22 protein-coding genes are annotated in these 22,094 nt (G+C 36.7%); 18 read left to right on the forward strand and 4 right to left on the reverse strand.

Annotated features, from left to right (window positions below; all coding sequences use genetic code 11):
• The first annotated feature begins 286 nt into the window (after nt 1-286).
• From ACM03V_RS00005 to ACM03V_RS00025, 5 genes are all read left to right on the forward strand, one after another.
• Nucleotides 287-544 carry a type II toxin-antitoxin system Phd/YefM family antitoxin gene (locus ACM03V_RS00005; protein ID WP_414618697.1) on the forward strand — a complete coding sequence of 86 codons (258 nt, stop codon included), beginning with the start codon at nt 287-289 and terminating at the stop codon, nt 542-544.
• Nucleotides 537-809 carry a type II toxin-antitoxin system RelE family toxin gene (locus tag ACM03V_RS00010; protein WP_414618698.1) on the forward strand — a complete coding sequence of 91 codons (273 nt, stop codon included), beginning with the start codon at nt 537-539 and terminating at the stop codon, nt 807-809. Before ACM03V_RS00005 ends, ACM03V_RS00010 begins: the two co-directional genes overlap by 8 nt.
• 211 nt (nt 810-1,020) lie before the next feature.
• Nucleotides 1,021-2,109: a chorismate synthase gene (gene aroC, locus ACM03V_RS00015; protein ID WP_414618699.1), complete on the forward strand. Its 1,089-nt coding sequence runs from the start codon at nt 1,021-1,023 to the stop codon at nt 2,107-2,109.
• A gap of 726 nt (nt 2,110-2,835) precedes the next feature.
• On the forward strand, nt 2,836-3,921 hold the full coding sequence (locus ACM03V_RS00020) for a Gfo/Idh/MocA family protein (protein ID WP_414618700.1): 1,086 nt from the start codon (nt 2,836-2,838) through the stop codon (nt 3,919-3,921).
• 55 nt (nt 3,922-3,976) lie between these two features.
• Nucleotides 3,977-5,038: a glycosyltransferase family 2 protein gene (locus tag ACM03V_RS00025; RefSeq protein WP_414618701.1), complete on the forward strand. Its 1,062-nt coding sequence runs from the start codon at nt 3,977-3,979 to the stop codon at nt 5,036-5,038.
• Nucleotides 5,039-5,352: 314 nt separating this feature from the next.
• Here the strand turns inward: ACM03V_RS00025 and ACM03V_RS00030 are convergent, their stop codons facing one another.
• Complete coding sequence (locus tag ACM03V_RS00030) at nt 5,353-6,435, reverse strand: shikimate kinase (protein ID WP_414618702.1); 1,083 nt, start codon at nt 6,433-6,435, stop codon at nt 5,353-5,355.
• Between the two features lie 33 nt (nt 6,436-6,468).
• On the opposite strand from ACM03V_RS00030, the gene ACM03V_RS00035 reads away from it, so the two are divergent.
• The 7 genes from ACM03V_RS00035 (at nt 6,469) to ACM03V_RS00065 (ending at nt 11,491) form a co-directional block, all read left to right on the forward strand.
• Nucleotides 6,469-6,846 carry a VOC family protein gene (locus tag ACM03V_RS00035; protein WP_414618703.1) on the forward strand — a complete coding sequence of 126 codons (378 nt, stop codon included), beginning with the start codon at nt 6,469-6,471 and terminating at the stop codon, nt 6,844-6,846.
• A gap of 271 nt (nt 6,847-7,117) precedes the next feature.
• Entirely contained in the window at nt 7,118-7,387 is a 270-nt protein-coding gene (locus tag ACM03V_RS00040; protein ID WP_414618704.1) for a SemiSWEET transporter, read from the forward strand.
• Nucleotides 7,384-9,012 carry a B12-binding domain-containing radical SAM protein gene (locus tag ACM03V_RS00045; protein WP_414618705.1) on the forward strand — a complete coding sequence of 543 codons (1,629 nt, stop codon included), beginning with the start codon at nt 7,384-7,386 and terminating at the stop codon, nt 9,010-9,012. Before ACM03V_RS00040 ends, ACM03V_RS00045 begins: the two co-directional genes overlap by 4 nt.
• Nucleotides 9,013-9,125: 113 nt before the next feature.
• Nucleotides 9,126-9,314, forward strand: a complete 189-nt coding sequence (locus ACM03V_RS00050; protein WP_414618706.1) for a CPXCG motif-containing cysteine-rich protein — start codon at nt 9,126-9,128, stop codon at nt 9,312-9,314.
• A 53-nt stretch (nt 9,315-9,367) separates the two neighbouring features.
• A complete protein-coding gene (locus ACM03V_RS00055) occupies nt 9,368-9,811 on the forward strand; it encodes an SRPBCC family protein (RefSeq protein ID WP_414618707.1) in 444 nt (147 codons plus the stop codon).
• Between the two features lie 78 nt (nt 9,812-9,889).
• The gene (locus tag ACM03V_RS00060) at nt 9,890-10,453 is read left to right on the forward strand and encodes a Uma2 family endonuclease (RefSeq protein WP_414618708.1); all 564 of its coding nucleotides are present in this window, start codon (nt 9,890-9,892) and stop codon (nt 10,451-10,453) included.
• Between the two features lie 288 nt (nt 10,454-10,741).
• Entirely contained in the window at nt 10,742-11,491 is a 750-nt protein-coding gene (locus ACM03V_RS00065; protein WP_414618709.1) for a hypothetical protein, read from the forward strand.
• Between the two features lie 45 nt (nt 11,492-11,536).
• Here the strand turns inward: ACM03V_RS00065 and ACM03V_RS00070 are convergent, their stop codons facing one another.
• On the reverse strand, nt 11,537-12,463 hold the full coding sequence (locus ACM03V_RS00070; RefSeq protein ID WP_414618710.1) for an alpha/beta fold hydrolase: 927 nt from the start codon (nt 12,461-12,463) through the stop codon (nt 11,537-11,539).
• A gap of 676 nt (nt 12,464-13,139) precedes the next feature.
• On the opposite strand from ACM03V_RS00070, the gene infC reads away from it, so the two are divergent.
• The 4 genes from infC (at nt 13,140) to ACM03V_RS00090 (ending at nt 18,499) form a co-directional block, all read left to right on the forward strand.
• Nucleotides 13,140-13,673, forward strand: a complete 534-nt coding sequence (gene infC, locus ACM03V_RS00075; protein ID WP_414618711.1) for a translation initiation factor IF-3 — start codon at nt 13,140-13,142, stop codon at nt 13,671-13,673.
• A 416-nt stretch (nt 13,674-14,089) separates the two neighbouring features.
• Nucleotides 14,090-17,146 carry an MFS transporter gene (locus tag ACM03V_RS00080; protein ID WP_414618712.1) on the forward strand — a complete coding sequence of 1,019 codons (3,057 nt, stop codon included), beginning with the start codon at nt 14,090-14,092 and terminating at the stop codon, nt 17,144-17,146.
• Nucleotides 17,147-17,570: 424 nt separating this feature from the next.
• A complete protein-coding gene (locus ACM03V_RS00085; protein WP_414618713.1) occupies nt 17,571-18,002 on the forward strand; it encodes a cyclic nucleotide-binding domain-containing protein in 432 nt (143 codons plus the stop codon).
• 5 nt (nt 18,003-18,007) lie between these two features.
• Complete coding sequence (locus tag ACM03V_RS00090; RefSeq protein WP_414618714.1) at nt 18,008-18,499, forward strand: SMI1/KNR4 family protein; 492 nt, start codon at nt 18,008-18,010, stop codon at nt 18,497-18,499.
• Between the two features lie 16 nt (nt 18,500-18,515).
• Here ACM03V_RS00090 and ACM03V_RS00095 read toward each other — a convergent pair whose 3' ends face one another.
• Entirely contained in the window at nt 18,516-19,985 is a 1,470-nt protein-coding gene (locus tag ACM03V_RS00095; protein WP_414618715.1) for a cobyrinate a,c-diamide synthase, read from the reverse strand.
• A gap of 297 nt (nt 19,986-20,282) precedes the next feature.
• Here ACM03V_RS00095 and ACM03V_RS00100 point away from each other — a divergent pair, with 297 nt between their 5' ends.
• Both ACM03V_RS00100 and ACM03V_RS00105 read left to right on the forward strand, forming a co-directional pair.
• Nucleotides 20,283-20,450, forward strand: a complete 168-nt coding sequence (locus ACM03V_RS00100) for a hypothetical protein (RefSeq protein WP_414618716.1) — start codon at nt 20,283-20,285, stop codon at nt 20,448-20,450.
• A 12-nt stretch (nt 20,451-20,462) separates the two neighbouring features.
• Nucleotides 20,463-20,603, forward strand: a complete 141-nt coding sequence (locus tag ACM03V_RS00105; protein WP_414618717.1) for a MazG nucleotide pyrophosphohydrolase domain-containing protein — start codon at nt 20,463-20,465, stop codon at nt 20,601-20,603.
• 79 nt (nt 20,604-20,682) lie between these two features.
• Here ACM03V_RS00105 and opcA read toward each other — a convergent pair whose 3' ends face one another.
• Nucleotides 20,683-22,065 (reverse strand): glucose-6-phosphate dehydrogenase assembly protein OpcA, encoded by a 1,383-nt coding sequence (opcA, locus tag ACM03V_RS00110; protein ID WP_414618718.1) that lies wholly within the window; start codon nt 22,063-22,065, stop codon nt 20,683-20,685.
• Nucleotides 22,066-22,094: the final 29 nt, after the last annotated feature.

Consider the following 22,094-nt stretch of genomic DNA (forward strand, 5'->3'; position numbering starts at 1 on the left):
CTGCTGGCGAATCCGCTCCTGTTGCAATCAGCGCTCCCGCAATCAACGGTTAAAAATTAAATAATTTAGTTAAAATTGAAATAAGTTTTAGCTTGCATAAAGCGCCTTCCCCTAATGGGGAGGGCGCTTTTTTGTTGGGGATTTTGTGGTTAAAAAGTATTTTTCCCATAGTAAATTCGCGATCTTGCTATGATATTATAAATATACAAAATGTACAATTTGTATATTTAGTTAATTTTGTACATTTTACGTTTTCCTTATCCTTATTTATTTAGAGTGATTCATTATGACTATTGTTAGTGCAACTGAAGCTCGTGCTAATTTTCAATCTCTTATTAGTCGTGCCGAGTACAAAGGGGAGCGTATATTAATTCAACGTCACGGCAAGTCTGTTGTAGCAGTTATTGGCTTAGAAGATTTGAAACGCTTGGAAGCTTTGGATGATGCAATGGACTCTGCCGCACTTCGTGATGCAGTTGAGCAAAATGATGGTTTTACGACTTTAGAAGAGATTGACGCGGCTCGTCGCAGTGTCCATGAGTGAGCGCTACACTTTAAGAATTGCTAAGACTGCCGAAAAAGATTTGCTTAAATTGCAACCAAAGCAATATAAGCAAGTTGTTTCAAAAATACTTTCACTTCAAGGTAATCCTCGACAAGATTATAGTGTTCTTAAAGGCTACGAAGGAGGTTATCGAGTTGACCAAGGTGAATACCGAATCTTGTATACGATAGATGATGAAAACAAGTTAGTTGATGTTTTTCGGGCTGGAAAACGTAACGATCGCGAAGTTTACAAAAATTTATAGGAAAGCTGGCGGTTTCAACCGCGCCTACACAAGCGAACTCCGCCTACGCGGACTATATTTACACCGCTAATCATCTAAAAAATCTGCATAAATACCAAAACCATACCCCTAGCAATAGTTAAGGTAAAAATATATTCTAGGTATGTGTCTTTAAAGCCATAACAAGACCTTACTGTAAAATACGTAAACTTAAAATCTCCGTAACATCATCATGGGTAATACTTTCGGTAATTTATTTCGCGTTACTACTTTCGGCGAATCCCACGGTGGTGGTGTGGGAGTAATAATTGATGGCTGTCCGCCACAATTGCAAATTTCAGCCGAGGAAATTCAAGTAGAATTAGATAGAAGACGACCTGGACAAAGTAAAATTACTACACCTCGTAAAGAAGCCGATAAATGTGAAATTCTTTCGGGGGTGTTTCAGGGAAAAACTTTAGGTACGCCGATATCAATTTTAGTTAAAAATAAAGATACTCGTCCCCAAGATTACAGCGAGATGGTGCAAATGTACCGCCCTTCTCATGCTGACGCTACTTATGATGCGAAATACGGTATTCGTAACTATCAAGGTGGTGGTAGATCATCGGCACGAGAGACAATTGGTAGAGTTGCAGCAGGTGCGATCGCCAAAAAAATCCTTCATCAAGTTGCAGGTGTGGAAATCATCGGTTACGTCAAGCGCATCAAGGATTTGGAAGGCGAAGTTGACGCTGAAACAGTTACTTTAGAACAAGTTGAAAGCAACATCGTCCGCTGCCCCGATAGCGAATGTGCCGAAAGAATGGTGGAATTAATCGAGCAAGTTGGTAGAGATGGCAATTCCATTGGTGGAGTAGTGGAATGCGTTGCTCGTAAAGTTCCCAAAGGTTTGGGTGAGCCAGTTTTTGATAAATTAGAAGCCGATATCGCTAAAGGTGTCATGTCTCTTCCCGCAAGTAAAGGTTTTGAAATTGGTTCTGGTTTTGCAGGTACTTTGCTTACCGGAATCGAACATAACGACGAATTTTACACCGATGATCAAGGCAATATTCGCACCGTGACAAATCGTTCCGGCGGTATTCAAGGCGGGATATCTAACGGCGAAAATATCATAGTTCGCGTAGCATTTAAGCCTACAGCAACTATTAGAAAAGAACAAAATACAGTTACTAAAACAGGTGAATCGGGAGTTTTAGCAGCGAAAGGAAGACATGACCCTTGCGTATTACCACGGGCAGTTCCGATGGTGGAAGCAATGATAGCTTTAGTATTGTGCGACCATTTATTAAGGTTTCAGGGGCAGTGTAAAGTTTTGTAGGCTTTAATGTAACTACCGAAAACTGCTATAGGAATCCGGTTTGATTATTGTTGGCGCAGCCTGCCCGTATGGCTTAAGCAAAATCCACGTAATTCCCTCATTACTTACGAGAGGGTGTGCAAAAACTTAACTTTTACAACGGTTGAGATCAAATCTGTTTGTATCGGAGTTAGAGGGGTTTTGATTTGAGTATAGGAATTGAAGCATTAAGACGTGAGTTATATATGTGAATAATATTTTTGTATTAATGCTTGATAATTGCTTCATACATACTTGACTAAATCTTTTTATTTAGATGCTTCCAAGTGCTGTAAGTTTTAGATCAAAGATTATTTCTGAGGATTTACGCACGAACTACGTGCTTAGGTGATTATTCGCTGTACGTTAGCGTAGCGTCTCCCGGAGGAAGATAGTATTCACCGAAGGTGTGGCTCATCACCGGAGGTGCGGTTTATCGCAAAGCCTTGTTTTCCGTTACGAGTGCGTAAGTCCTATTTCTGTCTAAAAATCTTTAATAAAGGAATAAAAAATAGTTCTTCAGTACCTGGTATGCCGAATAATTAGTTAAACATCATACAGAGTACTTTTTAACGTAGGTTTGAACATCGAAACCATAAAAAAGCAAAAAAGGTGATAAAAAAAATACCATTATCTCATACATAGCAATGCTTTCAATATTTGTGCGATTTTTTTTAAGCATAGCAAGTACTGAAGAGCCTAAAGAATATGGCAAATCATATCAACTACAATCAACACGTGCAAACCAGTTTACCTATTAAAATAGGTGTAGTTGGCTGTGGTTATTGGGGACAAAAAATTATTCATAATTTATCTTCATTAAATACAGTATTTCTGGAAAGCATTTGTGATTTAAAGTCATCTAATCTTGAAGAGATTTGTAAAATATATCCTACTTTTAAGGCAACAACAAAGTTTGATGAATTATTAGATAGCAATTTAGATGCTATTATTATTGCTACTCCTGCTATAAGTCATTATGAATTAGCCAAATCAGCATTAGAATCAGGCAAACATATTTTAGTTGAAAAACCACTAACAGTATCTTCTATTCAATCTCAAAAATTAATTGAATTAGTTGATGAGCTAGGGCTGATTTTATTAGTAGGACATACTTTTGAATATTCTCCAGCAATACAAAAAATTGCGAAATTAATTCTTACTAATGAATTGGGCAAAATCCACTATATAAATTCAGTCCGAGGCAATTTAGGATTATTTCGTTCTGATGTTAATGTACTTTGGGATTTAGCTATTCATGACCTTTCTATATTGAGACACATTTTATCTCTACGCCCTTTATCTATAACTGCTAGTGGTAAAGCTTGTATTAATATAAACAATGCTAAAAATTATGATGTCGCAACTTTAAGCTTAGAGTATCCTCAACAAATATTAGCAACAATTCGTGTAAGTTGGCTAGAACCTGAAAAAATTCAAAAATTAACAATTGTTGGCGATCGTAAAATGCTAGTTTACGATCCAGTTGAAGCAGAAGGAATAATTATTTACGATCGTAGAGTTAAAGTTGATAAATTTAATCATACTTCTATCGATTCACAATTATCTTATCATTATGGAGATACCGAATATTATTCTATAAATAGTAATAAACCTCTGCGTTTAGAATTAGAACATTTTGTAAAATGTATTCAAGGAATTGACAAACCTCAAACTAGCGGTTTGATTGGCTTAGAAATTATAGAAATTTTGGAAGCTGCTCAACAATCTTTAACCAACTATAGTAATAGGCAATTTTTAAATCATCAATCTTTAGAAGATTTAAGATATTAATATTTTTGAGATTTTAGTTTTTTAGACAAACAGTACTATAGCTTTATATAAAAAAATGGATATCTCTCCACAAAATTCAACTGCATCTGCAAGAACGAATAATCTAGAACAAATAGGTATTGTAGTGATTGGTCGTAATGAAGGAGAACGCTTAGAAAAATCCCTTAATTCTGTTATTAATAAAAATGATTGCTTAGTATATGTTGATTCTGGTTCAACTGATGGTAGTGTTAGTTTTGCCCAAAATTTAGGAGTTGAAGTTATCGAGCTAGATCCTTCTATTTCTTTTAGTGCGGCTCGTGCTTATAATACTGGATTAGAGCATTTATTAACCTTAAAACCAAGTCTAAAATTTGTGCAATTTTTAGACGGTGATGCTATTCTCGTTGATGGTTGGCTAGAAACTGCTTCTCAAGTATTAATCAATCATTCAGATGTGGTGGTAGTTTGTGGCAGAAGACGTGAAGAATTTCCTGAAAAATCCCTATATAATCAACTTTCTGAATTGGAATGGACTACTCCTATTGGTGAAGTTAAAGAATGTGGTCCGGAAGCAATGATGCGAATTTCTAGTTTTTTGGAAGTAGGTGGTTTTAATTCAACTTTGATTGCAGGGGAAGAGCCAGAATTATGCTATCGTCTTCGGGAGCAAAAAGGTAAAATTATACGTCTTGATGTCGATACTTCGCTTCATGATGTGCAAATGCAATATTTTAGCCAATGGTGGCAACGCTGTCGCAGAGGTGGTTTTGCCTATGCAGAAGAAGCATGGTTACATGGTTTGAGTACAGAACTATATCGTGTTAAGCAATGTCTGAGTATCTGGTTTTGGACATTATTATTACCTAGTGTAGTTCTTCTGATGTTCTGGCAAATCGGAGCATGGTGTTTAGCTATATTACCAGTAGCTTATCTCCTAATGTTAGGAAAAACTTATATTAGTTCGCGTAAAAAACGTCAAATAAATCATAAATCAGCAATTTTATATGCAATATTCTGCTTGATTGGTAAAATTCCTGAATTAATAGGTCAAATTGAATTTATATTTCGTAAATTAATCGGAAAACGGCGGTCATTAATTGAATATAAAGTTGCTAATAATCGTAAAACAGCTTAATCGGGACTGTTCAGTTATTAATCAATACAATTTTTGATTGAAAGCAGAATTTCTGCTAAGCAGATAAAGTTATATACTGGCTCAACAAAGGGTTATTACGAAAATTAATGGTCGTCATAAAGTAATTTGAATTAAATTAGATAGACAAGAAGTTCTTTTCGATAATATTGATTTTTTGAACTATTTGATGAGTTTTTGGCGCAGAGAAAAAATTTATAATTTGAAAAACAAGTTTGAATTCTGCTGGTTCGTAGTAAGAACTTTAGTCCTCTTCTTAAACGAAGATATTGCTTAAGAAAGCGATAAATAGCTTACTAAGAACAAAGAATTTCTTGTTTAATTTCTTCAGGTGTTTTCCCTTTAGTATAAATTACCTGTTTTGCTAACTTTTGATTTGAAGGGTGAGTCATGAAAAAACGGTTTATTTCCATACCGTTGATTGTGAACATATTTCGCTGTTTCAAAATCTCAACTGATTCATATAAATCTGGTGATGGTAACAGTAATACAACATTTTTATAGGGAGAGAGTAATTCACTAGCGCGAGCAAAATCGGCTTCGTTTTCATATACAGAATGTCCCGCTCCAAAATCAATTACACAATTGCTGTGTTCTGAGAAAAGACGTTCAATTCCATAGAGTTCAAATCGCTTCCAATAACGGTAAACTCCTGCAAATCCTTGTTGTCCGCGTATTTGTTTCTCTGTATCGGATTCCCAACCAATTTCTTTGTAATACTCCCATCTAATTTCATCCATAGAAACTTGGGGAAGATTTAGCTTTTGTGATAAGAGTTTGCCAATTGTGCTTTTACCCGTATTCATCGCACCAATCAAAATAATATCAGAATCGCTGGGATTAATTTTGCTCAGAACATCTTCGCAGGTTTGAATTGGTGTTTTATCTTTGGTATAAACAACATAATTGGCTAAATCATGATTAGAATGATGTTTAACAAAATGTTCGTTTATATCCATCCCATTCACAACAGCACGATTACTTTCCTTAAGCACTCGTAATGATTCTTCTATATCGGGAGAATACAAAAGCAAAATCACATGGGTTAATGGCTGTAAAATTTGTTCAACCTTTTCTAATTGAGCATCATCGTATACCGAATGCTCGGCAGCAAATTCTATTACAGATTCTCGATGTTCGGACAGCGCTCGTTCAATCGCATAAGCATCAAATGGCATCATGTAGCGATAATAACCATCACCGCCGTTTTCTTCCCAAGCTTGTTCTTGTTGTACTTTATTAAAACCTATTTCCAGATAATATTTCTCACTGATTTCTCCCAGAGAAATAAAAGGTAAATTTAGTTGCTGCGCTAATAACTTTCCTACCGAAGTTTTAGATGTATTCGAGGAACCTATAAGTACAATTGGTAATTTCATTACTTAAATTCCTTTATATTGATAATTAACATCATGGATAACTTACCCAAACTAAAAAATCTCAGTCCCTTAATTCCTGCTGGTAAAGATGTCGAAACAGCCATCGAATTTTACGAAAAATTGGGTTTTACGACAACTCATACAGAAGGTAAACCCCTAAAAATGGCGATAGTTGAGCGAGATGAAATACAAATTTTACTTGTTCAAAATGACTACAAGCATCTTGCTGAGGGAACATCATTTCGTATTCGGGTTGAAGGTATCGAACAGCTTTATGAAGAATTTCTAGCCAAGGGGGACGATATAATTCATCCGAATGGCAAATTAGAAGCCAAACCTTGGGGTTGTAAAGAATTTGTAGTTTTAGATCGAGCAGGTGTTTGCATTACGTTCTATGATTTTGTGCAGTAAAGCTGGGAAGAAAATCTATACCGCAATTTGCCTCCCTTACAAAAGATTTATTCTATAAACGGATTAAAAAAACCGCAGAGACGCAGAGAGCGCAGAGGAAGAGATACAGAGAATTTAGGCAATTTACACTTAAAAACGACCCATTCAACCCACGCAGGTGGGTTTTGCTCATGTAGCCCCACTCTTCGAGGGTGAGGGCTTTTTTGATGCGTTGAATACATTTATCCACTAACATGAAGAAATATAAAGCACATTATCCTCAAAACAACCAATGCTAATTGTAGGATTGCTCGCTGCGACTTTAACTACGACTGCTTTTTTACCGCAGATGATCAAAACCTGGCAAACAAAGTCAGCCAATGATGTTTCTTACGCGATGTTAATTACGTTTATCATCGGTGTTTTTTTATGGTTGATATACGGAATTCTGCGTCAGGATATCGCGGTTATTTTGGCTAATGCTTTCACTTTACTTTTTAACCTGGCAATTCTATATCTTAAAATTAAATATGGTAAAACATCTCAAAGAAAACGCCTGTGACATCCGATTTATTTGCTAAGGAACGCCTTTTATTCACTCGGGCTACTCCCGATACCGACGCTATTCCGGTTATTTTTGCTTTTCCCAATGAATACACTGTGGGAATCACTAGCTTGGGTTATCAGGTGGTGTGGGCTACTTTGGCTATGCGTGCGGATTTACAGGTGAGTCGCTTGTTTACCGATATTAGCGAAACTTTGCCCCGAAACCCGGAAATTTTGGGTTTTTCGATGTCGTGGGAGTTGGATTATGTGAATATTTTAAATTCGTTGGAATCTTTGGATATTCCGATTAAGTCGAGCGATCGCCAAGATAATCATCCCATAGTTTTTGGTGGTGGCCCGGTTTTAACGGCTAATCCCGAACCTTATGCTGATTTTTTCGATGTGGTTTTGCTGGGAGATGGCGAAAATCTTTTAAATGATTTTATTAATGCTTACAAAGAAGTTAGAAACGCAGATAGAGAAACAAAATTAAAAGCGCTGGCACGGGTACCGGGAATTTACGTTCCCAGTTTGTACGAAGTTGAGTATCTTAGTTCAGATGGTGCGATAAAATCTATCAAACCAATTTCGTCGGATATTCCCGCAGAAGTTCACAAGCAAACCTATCGCGGCAACACTTTATCGGCATCAACGGTAGTAACTGAAAAGGCGGCTTGGGAAAAAATTTTCATGGTGGAAGTTGTCAGAAGCTGTCCGGAAATGTGCCGTTTTTGTTTGGCAAGCTATCTGACTTTACCTTTTAGAACTGCAAGTTTAAATGATTCCTTAATTCCCGCAATTGAAAGAGGTTTACAAGTAACAAATCGTTTGGGATTGTTGGGCGCTTCGGTAACTCAACATCCCGAATTTGAGAGTTTATTAGACTATATAAATCAGCCAAAATACGAAGATGTTCGTTTAAGTATCGCTTCGGTGAGAACTAATACGGTAACAGAAGAATTAGCTAAAACTTTGGCTCAAAGAGGAACCAAATCCTTGACAATTGCCGTGGAAAGTGGTTCTGAAAAAGTACGAAAAATCATTAATAAAAAGCTTGAGCAGGAAGATATTATCAAAGCCGCAGAAAACGCGAAAAAAGGCGGATTAAAAGGGTTAAAACTTTACGGAATGGTGGGAATTCCAGGTGAAACAGCAGAGGATTTAGATGCAACTGTAATCATGATGCAGAATCTCAAAAAAGCTGCTCCCGGATTGCGTTTAACGTTGGGATGCAGTACTTTTGTCCCCAAAGCCCATACACCTTTTCAATGGTTTGGAGTCAATAAAGAAGCAGAAAAACGATTGAAATTATTGCAGAAAAAGTTAAAGCCGCAAGGAATAGACTTTCGTCCGGAAAGCTATAATTGGTCGATTATTCAAACTTTGTTGTCAAGAGGAGATAGAAGATTATCCCGACTTTTGCAACTAACCCGCAACTTTGGAGATTCATTAGGTAGCTACAAACGTGCTTTCAAAGAATTAAAAGGGCAAATTCCCCCATTAGACTTTTACGTTTACGAAAACTGGCCAACAGAGCAAATATTACCTTGGAATCACTTGCAAGGGCCGCTGCCACAGTCTACACTGCAAAAGCATCTCAATGAAGCAGTTAACAGTCAACAGTTATCAGTTACCAGTTAGCAGTAAAAAGTTAGGTGTTAGGAGTTAGGGCATTGGGAATTGGGCATTGGGCATGGTAAATAGTTAAGAGTTGGAAGTTATGACCTTTAACCTTTAAACTTTGATCTTTGATTATGCAAAACACTGCTGAATATTACTGCGCTTACTGCGGCGAAGCAAATTTAACTTTTATTGATATCAGCCAGGGTTTTCAACAAACTTACGTTGAAGATTGTCAAGTATGTTGTCGTCCAAACATTTTATATATACGGATTGATCAAGACACACTCGATATTGAAATTGATACAGACTACGAAGAGTAAATAACTGATAATTAATAACTGCTAACTGCTAACTGTTAACTGCTAACTGACAAATGTTAGATTTTAAACACTCCTCAATTATTAACGCACCTGTAGAAGTTGTTTGGAATTTTCACCAAAGGACTGATGTTGTTAAACTATTGATTCCACCTTGGCAATCAATACAAGTAATTCGTCGCGAGGGAGGATTTGGTATTGGTGCTAAAACGGAATTTCGCTTATTCTTGGGGCCATTATCTATAACTTGGGTTGCTTGTCATACAGAAACTGAAGAATATCGCTTTTTTATTGAAGAACAAATATCTGGCCCTTTTGAGTTTTGGCGACATCACCATAACTTTGAATCGGAAAATGGTAAAACTCGATTGACTGATGAAATTACTTTTTCGTTACCTGGTGGTGAATCGGCAGATTTTATCAGTGGTTGGTTAGTTAAATCGCAATTAGACGGAATGTTTCGCTATCGTCATCAAGTTACGAAACGAGAGTGTGAGTGAATCAATTAACAATTATCAATTTAACTTCTTTCTATTCCCCATTCCCCATTCCCTATTCCCTTTCCCTAGACTAATGCAATGGTACGTATACAATCCAAAACTTTAAATTTAGAAGAATTTCTTGAATTACCAGAAGTCAAACCTGCAAACGAATTTATTGATGGGCAAATCATTCAAAAACCTACGCCACAAGGAAAACACAGTAGATTACAGGGTGAATTAGTTACTACTGTTAATTTAATAACCAAATCAAAACGAGTTGCACTAGCTTTTCCTGAATTGAGATGCACTTTCGGCGGACGTTCAATTGTACCAGATGTAGCGGTATTTACCTGGGAACGCATACCTTTGGATCAAAACGGTGATATTGCCAATGTATTTCAAGCTGCACCCAATTGGACTATTGAAATTCTTTCTCCAGATCAAAGCCAAACTAAAGTAACAGGAAATATTTTACATTGTCTTAAATATGGAACTCAATTAGGTTGGTTAATCGACCCCGACGAACGTTCTATATTAGTATTTCCATTAGGACAGCAACCAGAATTATTACGAGAAGTTGATGATTTATTGCCCGTTCCCGATTTTATCAAAGAATTGCGGTTAACGGTTGGCGATATTTTCAATTGGTTGAAATTGTAAACATCGGCGGATGAGTTTCAAAATTTATTTCCCAAGAAACCCGCTTTTTTCAACAAACTGGGTTTCTTAATCCGTAATTATCGCAATAATTTTATCTAAATTATTCTTTTAGTAAAGAATATATGAAAATACCTGCAAGGTAGTTGTATTAAATAATTATGCATATGATAATACTTATAGTTGTTCATCAGCAATAACACCGATATTTCACGCCAAACACGATAATGTTATGGCGGTGATTTTCCTGTTTATTGTTTTGTAAGTATTATCTGTAAATATGAATTAAATATGAGATTTTTTAATAGAAAACTAGCTCGCCGAAAAGCTTTGCAGTCAGCTTTGGTGAGCAGTATTTTGTTGTTCAATATGAAATCATCATTAGGAAATAACAACGTAGAAGTAGATTCTCAAAATACTGGTTCTGTAATGAATAACTCTACTCAGCTTGCTATAAATAAAATCTGCCCGTCTGCAAACTTGTTACCTATACGTTCTTTTAATACTGCAAAATATTACGTTTATATTTGTAGGGGAGATGATAAAAATCCTTTAGGATATTACGTTCGTATCCCGAAGAATTTAGATAATAAAATAACAATACCTATTACTAGAAAAGCCAGAGAAACCTATACTGCTATTAAGGGTGAAATAGCGTATATCATTACTCCTTATGAAATGTTCATAATTAAACGTGGTCGGATTATCCTCAGAGAAAAAGTAATAACTGCCGTGCAAGCAAATGGTAAATCTTTAGCAAAAGGTTGTCCTGAAGGTAACAATACTTTTGCTCAAGCAGAAACCAAAAACTTCTTTATTTATATTTGTGGTAATGAAAATCCTAGTAGCTATGTAAGTGTTACTAGAAAAAGCAATCAAATAGTTAATCTTCCATTAAGTTTAGGGAATCAAAACGATGCAAAAGCTAATCGATACATAGCTACAAAGGGCAATATACGTTTTGTTCTTACTAACAAAGTATTAAGAGTTTCTCGCGGTGGCCAAAATGTGGTGAAAGAGAAAGTTTTGAAGTGGGAATGAGGAGAGATGAGGACAAGGGGAAGATAATTCTTAACTCCTAACTGTTCACTGTTCACTGCTCACTGATTCAATCCAATCCAAAATCGCTTGATTTACTTGTTCAGGACATTCGTCGTGGGGGCAATGTCCGATGTTTGCTAAGCTAAGTAGCTGTATGTTTTCGTTGTGACGAACGAATTCGGAAGCAAGTGCGTAGGGAATGATTTTGTCTTTCTCTCCCCAAATCAAAAGCATGGGTATTGTAATGGTTGATAATATTTTTTTGACGTTGGGGCTGTAATTTGGGTTGTTTTGAGATTTGACAAGAGCAGTTAAAGCATTCGCTGCACCTCTATCTAATGTAGGTTTTGATAATATGTCTAACAGTTCTTCGGTAACTGTTTCGGGACTACCGTAAGCGAAGGTTGCACCGCGCCGCAATATATTAGGTCGGCGTATCAAGTAAAATACCGATTTGATTAATAAAGGATTTGCGACAAAACCTTTGATTGTTGCGACTAAGGGATATAAAAAAGCAGGAATAGCTTCTTTTTCTAAATTTGGGTCTGGTAAATTTATCATTACCACACATGAAACCATTTCAGGATATTTTGCAGCTGCGGCAGCCGAAACCAATGAGCCGAGGGAATTCCCGATTAATATTACTGGTTTACGAATAAAAGTTTTCCAAAAATCATATGCTTGCTCTACCCATAAATCCACGCTGTAATTCGCTGGTGCTTTTTCCGAAGCTCCGAAACCCAACATATCCAGAGCGTAAACTGTATGGCGATCGCCCAATATTTCTAAATTGTGTCGCCAATGACCGATACTTGCACCAAATCCATGCAGCAGCATCAAAGGGGAAGATTTTGCAAGATTATTCTCTGTTGGATTCTGAGGACGAATATACGTATACCGAGTTTGCCAACCTCGCCAAACCCAATCTCGCTGATTTCCAACTTTTTGCTGCCAATTTACGCTGTTAACCATTAAAAATTCTCTACAACAGCATTTATTTTTATTATAGATTTCTACCAGAACTTGACTGTAATAGTTTTTCTATTCGATTGATAATAGGAGCTTATCTGATACTCAAATCTAAATAATTCTGATTCTTCAGTAGTTGGTAAGAATACAGCTTCAGAAAAAATATTCAAAAGCCAAGTCAAGTATATAAGTATTAATACACTTATTTACTCCGATTATTAACCATTTATCGTCTTTTCCCCCGTTCCCTATTCCCTCATCCCTCCTCAAAAACTATTTAATGTCGCATCCCAAGTACTGACGAATCATCATTTTTGAAATTTTATATTTGATTTTATATTTGAGTAGCGATAATAAGACTTAGCCTTTAGATATATGTATTTTATATCTCACGGTGTTATCATGTGAATATACGTAATATATGCAGCGTTAATGTTTTTACACAAAAAATTACAATAATTAATGTTTGCTGTAATTATGTAACTCTATTAACTTATAGAGCCAAATCCTCTTCAAAGTTAGTAGAATATAAATAGGTACCAACATTTTTATTTTTATGAATTAGTTATCCTAGAAATACAAGGATACTTAATTCAGGTTCCACTAGTTTTTGAGTCTGAGATATCTCATTCCACACCCAAAACCAAATTCTTAACAATAACTTCCCCAAAAATCATATATGCCTGTGATAGAGAAAAGAAGAAGTCGCGACCTGCCTCAAATCAATGAAAGAATTCGCTTCCCGAAAATTCGGGTTATCGATACAGATGGTGCCCAGTTGGGAATTATGACTCCCCAAGACGCACTAACTAGAGCGGATGAAAAAGATTTAGATTTAGTGTTGGTTAGCGATAAAGCCGATCCGCCGGTTTGTCGGATTATGGATTATGGGAAATTCAAGTTTGAGCAAGAGAAGAAAGCGCGAGAGGCTCGCAAAAAGCAGCATACGGCTGATGTAAAAGAAGTGAAGATGCGCTACAAGATAGAAGATCACGATTACAACGTGCGCGTTAACCAAGCTAAGCGTTTTCTCAAAGACGGTGATAAGGTGAAAGCCACGGTTATGTTCCGGGGTAGAGAAATTCAACACACCGATTTAGCAGAAATTTTGCTTAAGCGGATGGCGACAGATTTAGAAGCTGAAGCCGAAGTGCAGCAATATCCAAAGAAAGAAGGAAGAAACATGATGATGTTGCTTTCTCCTAAGAAGTAATTTTGACCGGACTTACGCGAAGCCTCTTAATATAAGGGTTTGCAGGAATACAACAATTAGCACACGTAAGTCTTAGTAAATAAATCAAAACTGTAAAGAAGCAATACCAGAGTCAATCATTTGGTATTGTTTCTTTTTGTTTTTCGAGCGCTAATCAGAATGCACCATTACCCATTCCCATATTTCTCAAAACACAACTAATATCCAAATTAATCCAAAAAAACGATAGTCTGGGGTGCTGATTGGGAAAACTAATAGTCAGTTGCTCGGCACTTTCGTTCTTTCTAGGATTTTCTTGTTAACAGGGGATGCTTTGTAATCCTCAATTCACTATAAATCTGCTGTATGAAAGTCTAAGTAACTTAACGTAATCAAAAATTATATGGTGCAGGAGTGACTACACCAGACAAAACCGCATGGAATTAGAAGCTGCCTATAAAAACATTTTAATACGAGTACTTAAGTGGGTAAATCTTCGATCGGAAGAGGCTCCTCGAACATTACTGATGTTTGCTTTTTACGCGACAACCTCAGTTGGATTGAGATGGGTAGAAGATAGCAGCATCGCTTTGTTTCTGGATAAATACGGAGCTAACACTCTACCGCTGATTTATATTGCTAGCGCAGTGGTTGGAATTGCGTTGGTTTTTCTCTACTCTTGGCTGCAAAAGATTTTTTCTATGCGGTGGGTAATTGTAGCTGCTTTACCCTGCATGGTAATACCTTTAATTTTACTGCCTGTAATTCTACAAATTACTTTATCTACAAATTTACAAGCTTCGCAATTAGCTTTATTTAGCGTATTTTTATTAAGGCTTTGGGTTGATGCGCTTTACGTTATCAATCAGCTTAATACTTCTATTGCAGCAAATCAGTTATTTAACATCCAGGAAATTAAGCGTACTTATCCTTTAGTAAGCAGTGGAATTTTAATAGCTGATGTAATTGGGGGCTTTAGCTTACCAACTTTAGTACGATTTCTTAAGTTGGATAAAATAATTTTAATTGGGGCTTTAGTTATTGTTTTAGGAACATGGATTCTTCTACATTTAAGTAAAAAATATCCTCAAGCTTTTTCGGATCTTCCGCAATCCCAAGTCAACAAATCGCAAGTTTCCCGCGCTCGTCGTCTTTCGATCCCTCTAAGACGTTATGCTTTGCGATTATTTTTGTTTGGGCTTCTGATACAAGCAATAGGTTTGTTAGTAGATTTTCAGTATTTTTCCCAATTAGAATCTACTTTTAAAGGTAAAGAAATTACCAGCTTTTTAGGTGTATTTGGCGGAATATTAGGGCTATTTGAACTTGCAACGCAATTATTTGTTTCTAGTCGTGCAATTGAACGTTTGGGAATATTTTTTACTACCGCAATTTTACCTGTTGGCGTAGGTGCTTTATTAACAGTGCTGGCTGTATTATCTTCTTTGTCAATAACGTTTGGTTTAAAAATACCTGGTTTATTACTGCTATGCGGTTTAACGTTGATTAAGTTTTTAGATGAACTTGTGCGTTATACCTTTGTCGCAAATACTGCGACTTTGCTGTTCCAACCGATACCGGAAAGAGTTAGAAGCCGCGTACAAACATTATCGGGAGGCTTTGCAGAAGCTGCTGCGGCTGGTTTTGCTGGATTTATTATTTTAATTACTCAATGGATTACAACCCATTTTATACCAGTTGACTGGCATAACTTAGTCCTAATTATAGAAACAGCAATAGTCGCTATTATCTGTGTAGGAGTAATTTGGGCATTGCGATCGCAGTACGTGGATTTGTTAGTTTTGAGCGCGGAAAACGGACAGTTAAGCGTTACAAATGTTGATTTACCTTACTTTAAGCGGGCTGTAATAAAGGCTTTACAAGAAAAAGGAAACGAAGATGATAAACATTCTTGCATAGAACTTTTATCGCAGATCGATCCTCAAGGAGCAGGAGAAGTATTAGCGCCACAATTACCAATGCTTACTCCTGGTTTGCAGCATAAAAGTTTGCAGGTGATGCTTGAATATGATGTAAATCCGGCTTATTTGCCTCAAATACGTAGCTTATTAGAAAACTCTCTTTCCAAAGCCAATCCGAATATATTTGCTTTAGCACTACGTTACGTTTTCCTTGCAGAAGTTTCTCCAAATTTAAACCAATTAGAAGAATACCTAGATTCCGAACACAATTCTGTAATTCGAGGTACAGCTGCGGCATTATTATTAACTCAAGGGACAACAAAGCAAAAAGTGGCAGCAACCAAAACTCTACAGTGGATGCTGACTAACCCTGAAGAAGAAATACGAGTATCGGGAGTTAAATCTTTAGCAGAAGCATCTTACTTACAATCTTTACGAATTTATATTCCTTCATTATTAGAAGATGAATCTTTAAAGGTACGCAATGCAGTTTTAGAAATGATTGCTGCAAACCATTTAGAAGAGCATTATTCAGCATTAATAAAAGGGCTTTACTATAAACCCACCAGACTAACAGTAATGAAAAGTTTAGTCAAACTAGGGAATGAAGTTTTACCAATGCTCTCAGCCTTAGTACATGACTTTTACCAGTCGGAAATAGCGCGGGTATATGCTTTGCGAACAATGAGTCAAATTGAGACTTTAGAAGCAAGCGATACCTTATGGCACCATTTAGAAACATCTAAAGGTAAAATCAAATCTCATGTACTCCGTGTTTTACTCAAAAGAGATCGGCAACTTGGAATATCAGCTTTAGTAGATAGGTGTTATGAAACCAGAGTACAAGCATTAATAGAAGGAGAATTAATATTATTAGGTCAAATATACGCTGCCTCTGTAGACTTTAAATTTCAAGGTGAAGTATACGCAGCTTATATAGAGTTTAAAACAGGAGAAACCCTACAAAACTTTCACTCTAAAAAAAAGGTTGTAGCTTTATGTCGGCTAGTTCAGAAAGCTATTTCAGAGCTAGAAATTGATATTAAAGAACGGTTATTTTTGCTTTTAAAATTACTTTATCCCTTAGACAAAATTAACGCTGCGGTATTTAACCTCAATTCCGAATCGCGAGTAACTGTAGCAAGAGGTATAGAGATTCTACAGCATACTATCAACTTACCTTCTAAAAGTATTTTACTGAGTATTTTTGATAAAATAGCAGCCACCGAAAAATTGCAAAAGCTTGTAGAAACAGGATATACGCAATACGAGCAAATGGCAGTAAACGATCGAACTCGAAAGTTACTAGAATTAGAAAATTCGCTTTCTGATTGGTGTTGGGCTTGCTGCATTCACTTTGCTCAAGTTGCTCGTATCAAACTTAACCCCATACAAATAGAAGGAAGTTTACGTCATCCTTGTGGTTTCGTAAGAGAAGCAGCCGTTGCATATTTAAGTATTGCATCCCCCCGTTTATTTATAAAAGCTATACCCCAGTTAAAAAAAGATTCTCATCCTCTTGTCATAGCTCAAGTTAATGAATTTATCGAAAAATATAAAATTGAGAACTAGTTGATAGTGGATAATTTTTAGTTGTTAGTAGACAGAGAGGATCAACTTTAATTGACTAAAAATGATTCATTTTCTTTCACAACTACCTAAAAATGCAATTTTCAGTCTCATTTTGCACCATTATCAACAACCACCTTGGAATAAATTCCCAGGCTCAAAAACAAAGTCGTCTAAAGACGACTAAGGTGGGATTTTAGTGCGTTTTAACGCACTTTGTATATGAGCCTTGAAATTGATTTCAAGGCGGGATTTTGGGCTTAACGATAATGGTGCAATATATCAGTTTTCATAGACTATAATAATTTTTATTTGTTTAACTATATAAATAAGCTAGGAATACAAGTAAAAGCAATTAATTATATAATTACTAACTCCTAACTCTTAACTCTTAACTCTTAACTCCTAATTCCTAACTATTATTTCCATGTTAACCAGCGTCGATCGTTTATTATTTGTACGTCAAGTTCCCATATTTAAAGAATTACGGGATGATTTTATTGTTCAATTGGCTTCTGCCATGAACGAACTTTGGTTCCCGCCAAATTGCAGTATTTTTCGACAGGGAGAGCAAGGACAATCTCTATATATTGTTGTTTCGGGAAAAGTCAAAATTCATATGAATAACAGAACACTTACTGTTATTCCACAAGGAAAATATTTTGGTGAAATGGCGGTATTTGATACTCAACCGCGTTCGGCTTCTGCTACTACAATAGATGCTTGTGAATGTTTGGAATTAACTCAAGAACAACTTGATGATGCTATTGAAGAAACTCCTGAAATAGCAATCAATATAATTCGCGAACTATCTCGAATAATTCGTCAGTTGAATAATGATGTGAATGGGATTAAGTAAAGAAAATGTCTGCTTTAACTGAAACTCTAGAATTTATCTTCAATTGGATGATGCTAAATATGCCCAATCATCCGGCTAAAATGACACAAGGTTTAAGCCGTGAAGCAATCGAAGCAAAAGTTCAACAACTTCCGTTTTATCTACCAGAAGAAATCTATGAACTTTATGAATGGAGAAATGGAGGAGTAAATCCTTTTATTCCTCACCCTAATGCTTGGGATTTAGCAACTTTCTTCTCATTAGAAGAATCAATCAGCGAATCTAAAGAGTGGAAAGGTGATTTTCATTTATTTCCTATTTTTGTGGTGGAGGATTGCGGATATTTCATTGTTGGAACTAAAGATAAATCTGAAACTGGACCAATTTATTGTAATGACATACCTCAAGATGTAGTTGAGCAGCAAAAGCCACTTTATCCGAGTTTGACAAGTATAATGCAAAGGTTGGCTGAGGAATTAGAAGATAGGGTTATATCCGCTTATGATGAATATTTATAGGTTCTACGTGCCGACTTTAATCCTTTCTTGTTGTGCGAGAAGAAGGGCTAAAGCCCTTACTACAAACTTCTAAGAATCTTTGCGGAATTTCGATACTATTTCCCCAATGCATATGAATATAAGAAGCGTGAACATTAAACGGTGATACCCATCCTTCTTTCCCCATAAATTCATTGCAATCAAATCTATAAGTTTGAAATAAAGGTTTATGAGAATCAACTATTAACCGGGAACGATGAAATTCATGTCCGTAAATTGTTTTTCCTGCATCTATTAATAAACTATCTTGTAAAGCCACAGCGCGACGATAACCCAAAGTTAAACGCTTATCCATTACTGCTGTTGTTGGCAAAATACCCACCATTTCCCAGGATTTACCGCTCATATCTATCAATTGCTCGCATAGATACATCAAACCACCACATTCAGCGATTGTTGGTATTCCTGAAAAAATTGCTGCTTTAACTAAATCCCTGGCGCTAGTATTTTCTGCCAATTCTTCGGCAAACACTTCTGGAAAACCACCCCCGAAATACATTCCCTCGATATCTTCGGGTAATTCTGTGTCTTCCAAAGGACTCCAAAAAACTAATTCTGCACCCAAATTTTGCAATATATCTAAATTGTCTTGGTAGTAGAAATTGAAAGCTTTATCATAAGCTACAGCGATTTTTAGGGGAGAGGGGGGAGAGGGGGTAGAGGGGGTAGAAGGGGGAGAAATTTCTGTGCTTCGTAAGAGCGGTAATAAATTTTCCCAGTCAAAGCAAGTTTCGCCGAGATTTACGAGTTTATCTATTACTTGGTTTAATTCGGGAAGCTCTGCTGTTGGTACTAAACCTAAATGGCGATCGCGAATTGCTATATCATCTTGCCGCTTCAAAACACCTAAGATGGGAATTTGCAAAGGTTCTAGGGCATTTTTGAGCAGAGATAAATGGCGATCGCTCCCGACACGGTTTAATATTACTCCGGCAATTTGAATGTCTTTGTCAAACGAGCGATAACCGTGAACGATTGCAGCAACTGAACCAGATAAGCGACTGCAATCAATTACTAGTAATACTGGTAAATTTAATAGCTTCGCAATATGAGCCGTACTTGCAAAATTATTAATTTCTTCTACTAAATGGGGATTATCTTTCTCCTCAATCCCTCTCCTTACCAAGGAGAGGGGCAGGGGTGAGGTTTCTTCTTTATTTTGTGAAACACCATCAAATAAACCCATTACTCCTTCAATTAAAGTATATTCACTTAAATTAGAGTATCGATCAAAGCATTCTTTTACATAATTTTCTGAAGTTAAAACGGGGTCTAAATTACGACAAGCACGACCTGTAACGTACTTGTGAAACATTGGATCTATGTAATCTGGCCCAACTTTAAAAGACTGCACCTGCAAACCACGACGAGATAAACACGACAAAAGGGTGAGCGTAACCGTAGTTTTGCCTACCCCGCTGCGTTCCCCTGCAATAATCAAAGACATGAAGTATGAGTTAGGAATTAGGAGTTATGAATTATGAATTTTACAGGTATTTTTGCCTGCTATTCGTTAAAAATTATTTTTAATTCCTCATGCTATGCCAAACAAAAGCGGAACAGTGTGAGTTCGATGTGATTTATGTCATGGATTATAGTGACTATAATCACCTGTATTAGTAACTAGAATCATGAAATACTAAACATAATATATTCGTAAGTGAATATATTGACTAATTACCAAAAGTAAGAACCTATTCTTTATTAATTACGTTGAAGTATTCAGTATTGTTAATCGAAAATTATGAACACTAATTATTATCAAAACTGGACTATTGAAATTGCTCAAAACTTCAAAAATGAATTGCCTATATTGGGATTAGGGCTTTGTGAAGAATCGGGAGAAGTCGCAAGAATATTAAAGCGTTATTGTAGAAACGATCGAAAATTAGATAAATCTGAAATTGAATAAATAACTAAATCCATGAAAGGTGAGTTAGGAGATGTATTGTATTTTGTAACTTTTCTAGCATCAAAATTTAATTTGAGTTTAGAAGAATTGATGTTAGGAAATATGCAGAAGCTTGAAAAAAGAATGTGCGACGGAACGCTTTTAGATCATTAATCAGACGGTTAATATCGCTACAAATCAAAATAGAAAAAGACGTTGCACTGCAACGTCTCTACACAATAACTCCTAACAACTAACTCTTGTTGGCTAATTTAATCAATTTCGTTGTAAGTGCTAAACTTTCTTCAAAAAGCGCTTCCTTACCCCAACGCTGTACTTGTTGAGAAAGCAAAGCTTCGGCTTTTTGCTCGGAAAGTGAAGTTATTTGTTGAAATACGCCAGCAGATTGGGCACCACCGTGTGTTTCCATCCGCATACAGCCGCCGGTTTCGGAACAAATTAAGGTGCCGCAGTTTGCGTCTGGATTGGTGGAGCTTAAACGTATAGCAATTAAATCGCCGGGAATATCGCCAACATCGGCTACTGGTACTCCTGCTAATTCAGTTTCTATTTCCCGTTGATCCGAAGCCATGAACTTAAACCGTTTAACATTATAGTCGCCAAGTTCTTGCTCGTAGGAAACCGCACGCCAATTTAAACGACTTGCTAACCAACCTAAAAATAGTAATGCTTGAGTAGGATTGCCCTTTTCATAGTCGATATTTACTCGATCAACTTCAGTTAAAGCTTTACGTCTGGCTGGTGCGTCGTAAGCTTCTGCCGTTAATTCTTGCCATCCTCCTACACGCCGCCAGTTTAAATCTGCTAGCGGTACGCCATTTTCTATCAATGATTGCAAACTGAGTAAGTCGTTTTCTGGTTCGTTAAAGTTGCACGAATCAACAATAACGTTATCGCATATAGTTGAAAGTCTCTTGAATAGTGCGTTGTTCGGATCTGGTGTTGCTTTCCACCAAATAAATTTGGGTAAACCACCAATTAATAATTCCGGAATCATACCACCAATACGTTCTAAAGCTGTGGCAGTTCCGGTTAAAGTGATGTATTCGCAACAAACCAGCGAAGATGATGATTGTTTTTGAATCGGACAATAAGCTGAAACTTGTGCCTTCACGCCTTCATCTTCACCAACTGTGGGTATCAAACTAATAATACGGCAGGGGTTACGCAAAGCGATTTCGTCAGCAATTCTGGCGCTCGCTGCATCTGGGCTGAACTCGGCAGCACTAACACCATTATTATCTGTGGCTTCACCACCGCCATGAAGTTTAGCAAGTTCTTCCCGCAGTCTGGCTAAAACTTCCTGACTCGTTTTACCAGTTCGTTCCAAACCAAGAGCTTTCTGTGCGTCTCGCAATGCCGATACGGTTTGCGGCCCCAGGATACCATCAATTGGGCCGCTGTAATATCCTAAAGCAGCCAACAAATATTGAGTTTGTTCTGGTTCGTAAACTACTAAAGTAAATGTAGTAGCTCTTGTAGCAGCTGGAAGCGCTCCATCTTCCCCGCCGATACCGTAACTTTGCCAAATTTTATTTAGTTCGCCCTCAATGTCGTTAAGCGAAATATCTTTGGGAGCTTGAAGTGAAAAAATCGTGGGTGCTTGGGTTGTCATAACAATTTTGGATTTTGGATTTTGGATTT

The sequence above is a fragment of the Calothrix sp. CCY 0018 genome, from assembly GCF_963920925.1.
In the GTDB taxonomy this organism is placed as follows: Bacteria; Cyanobacteriota; Cyanobacteriia; order Cyanobacteriales; family Nostocaceae; genus Rivularia.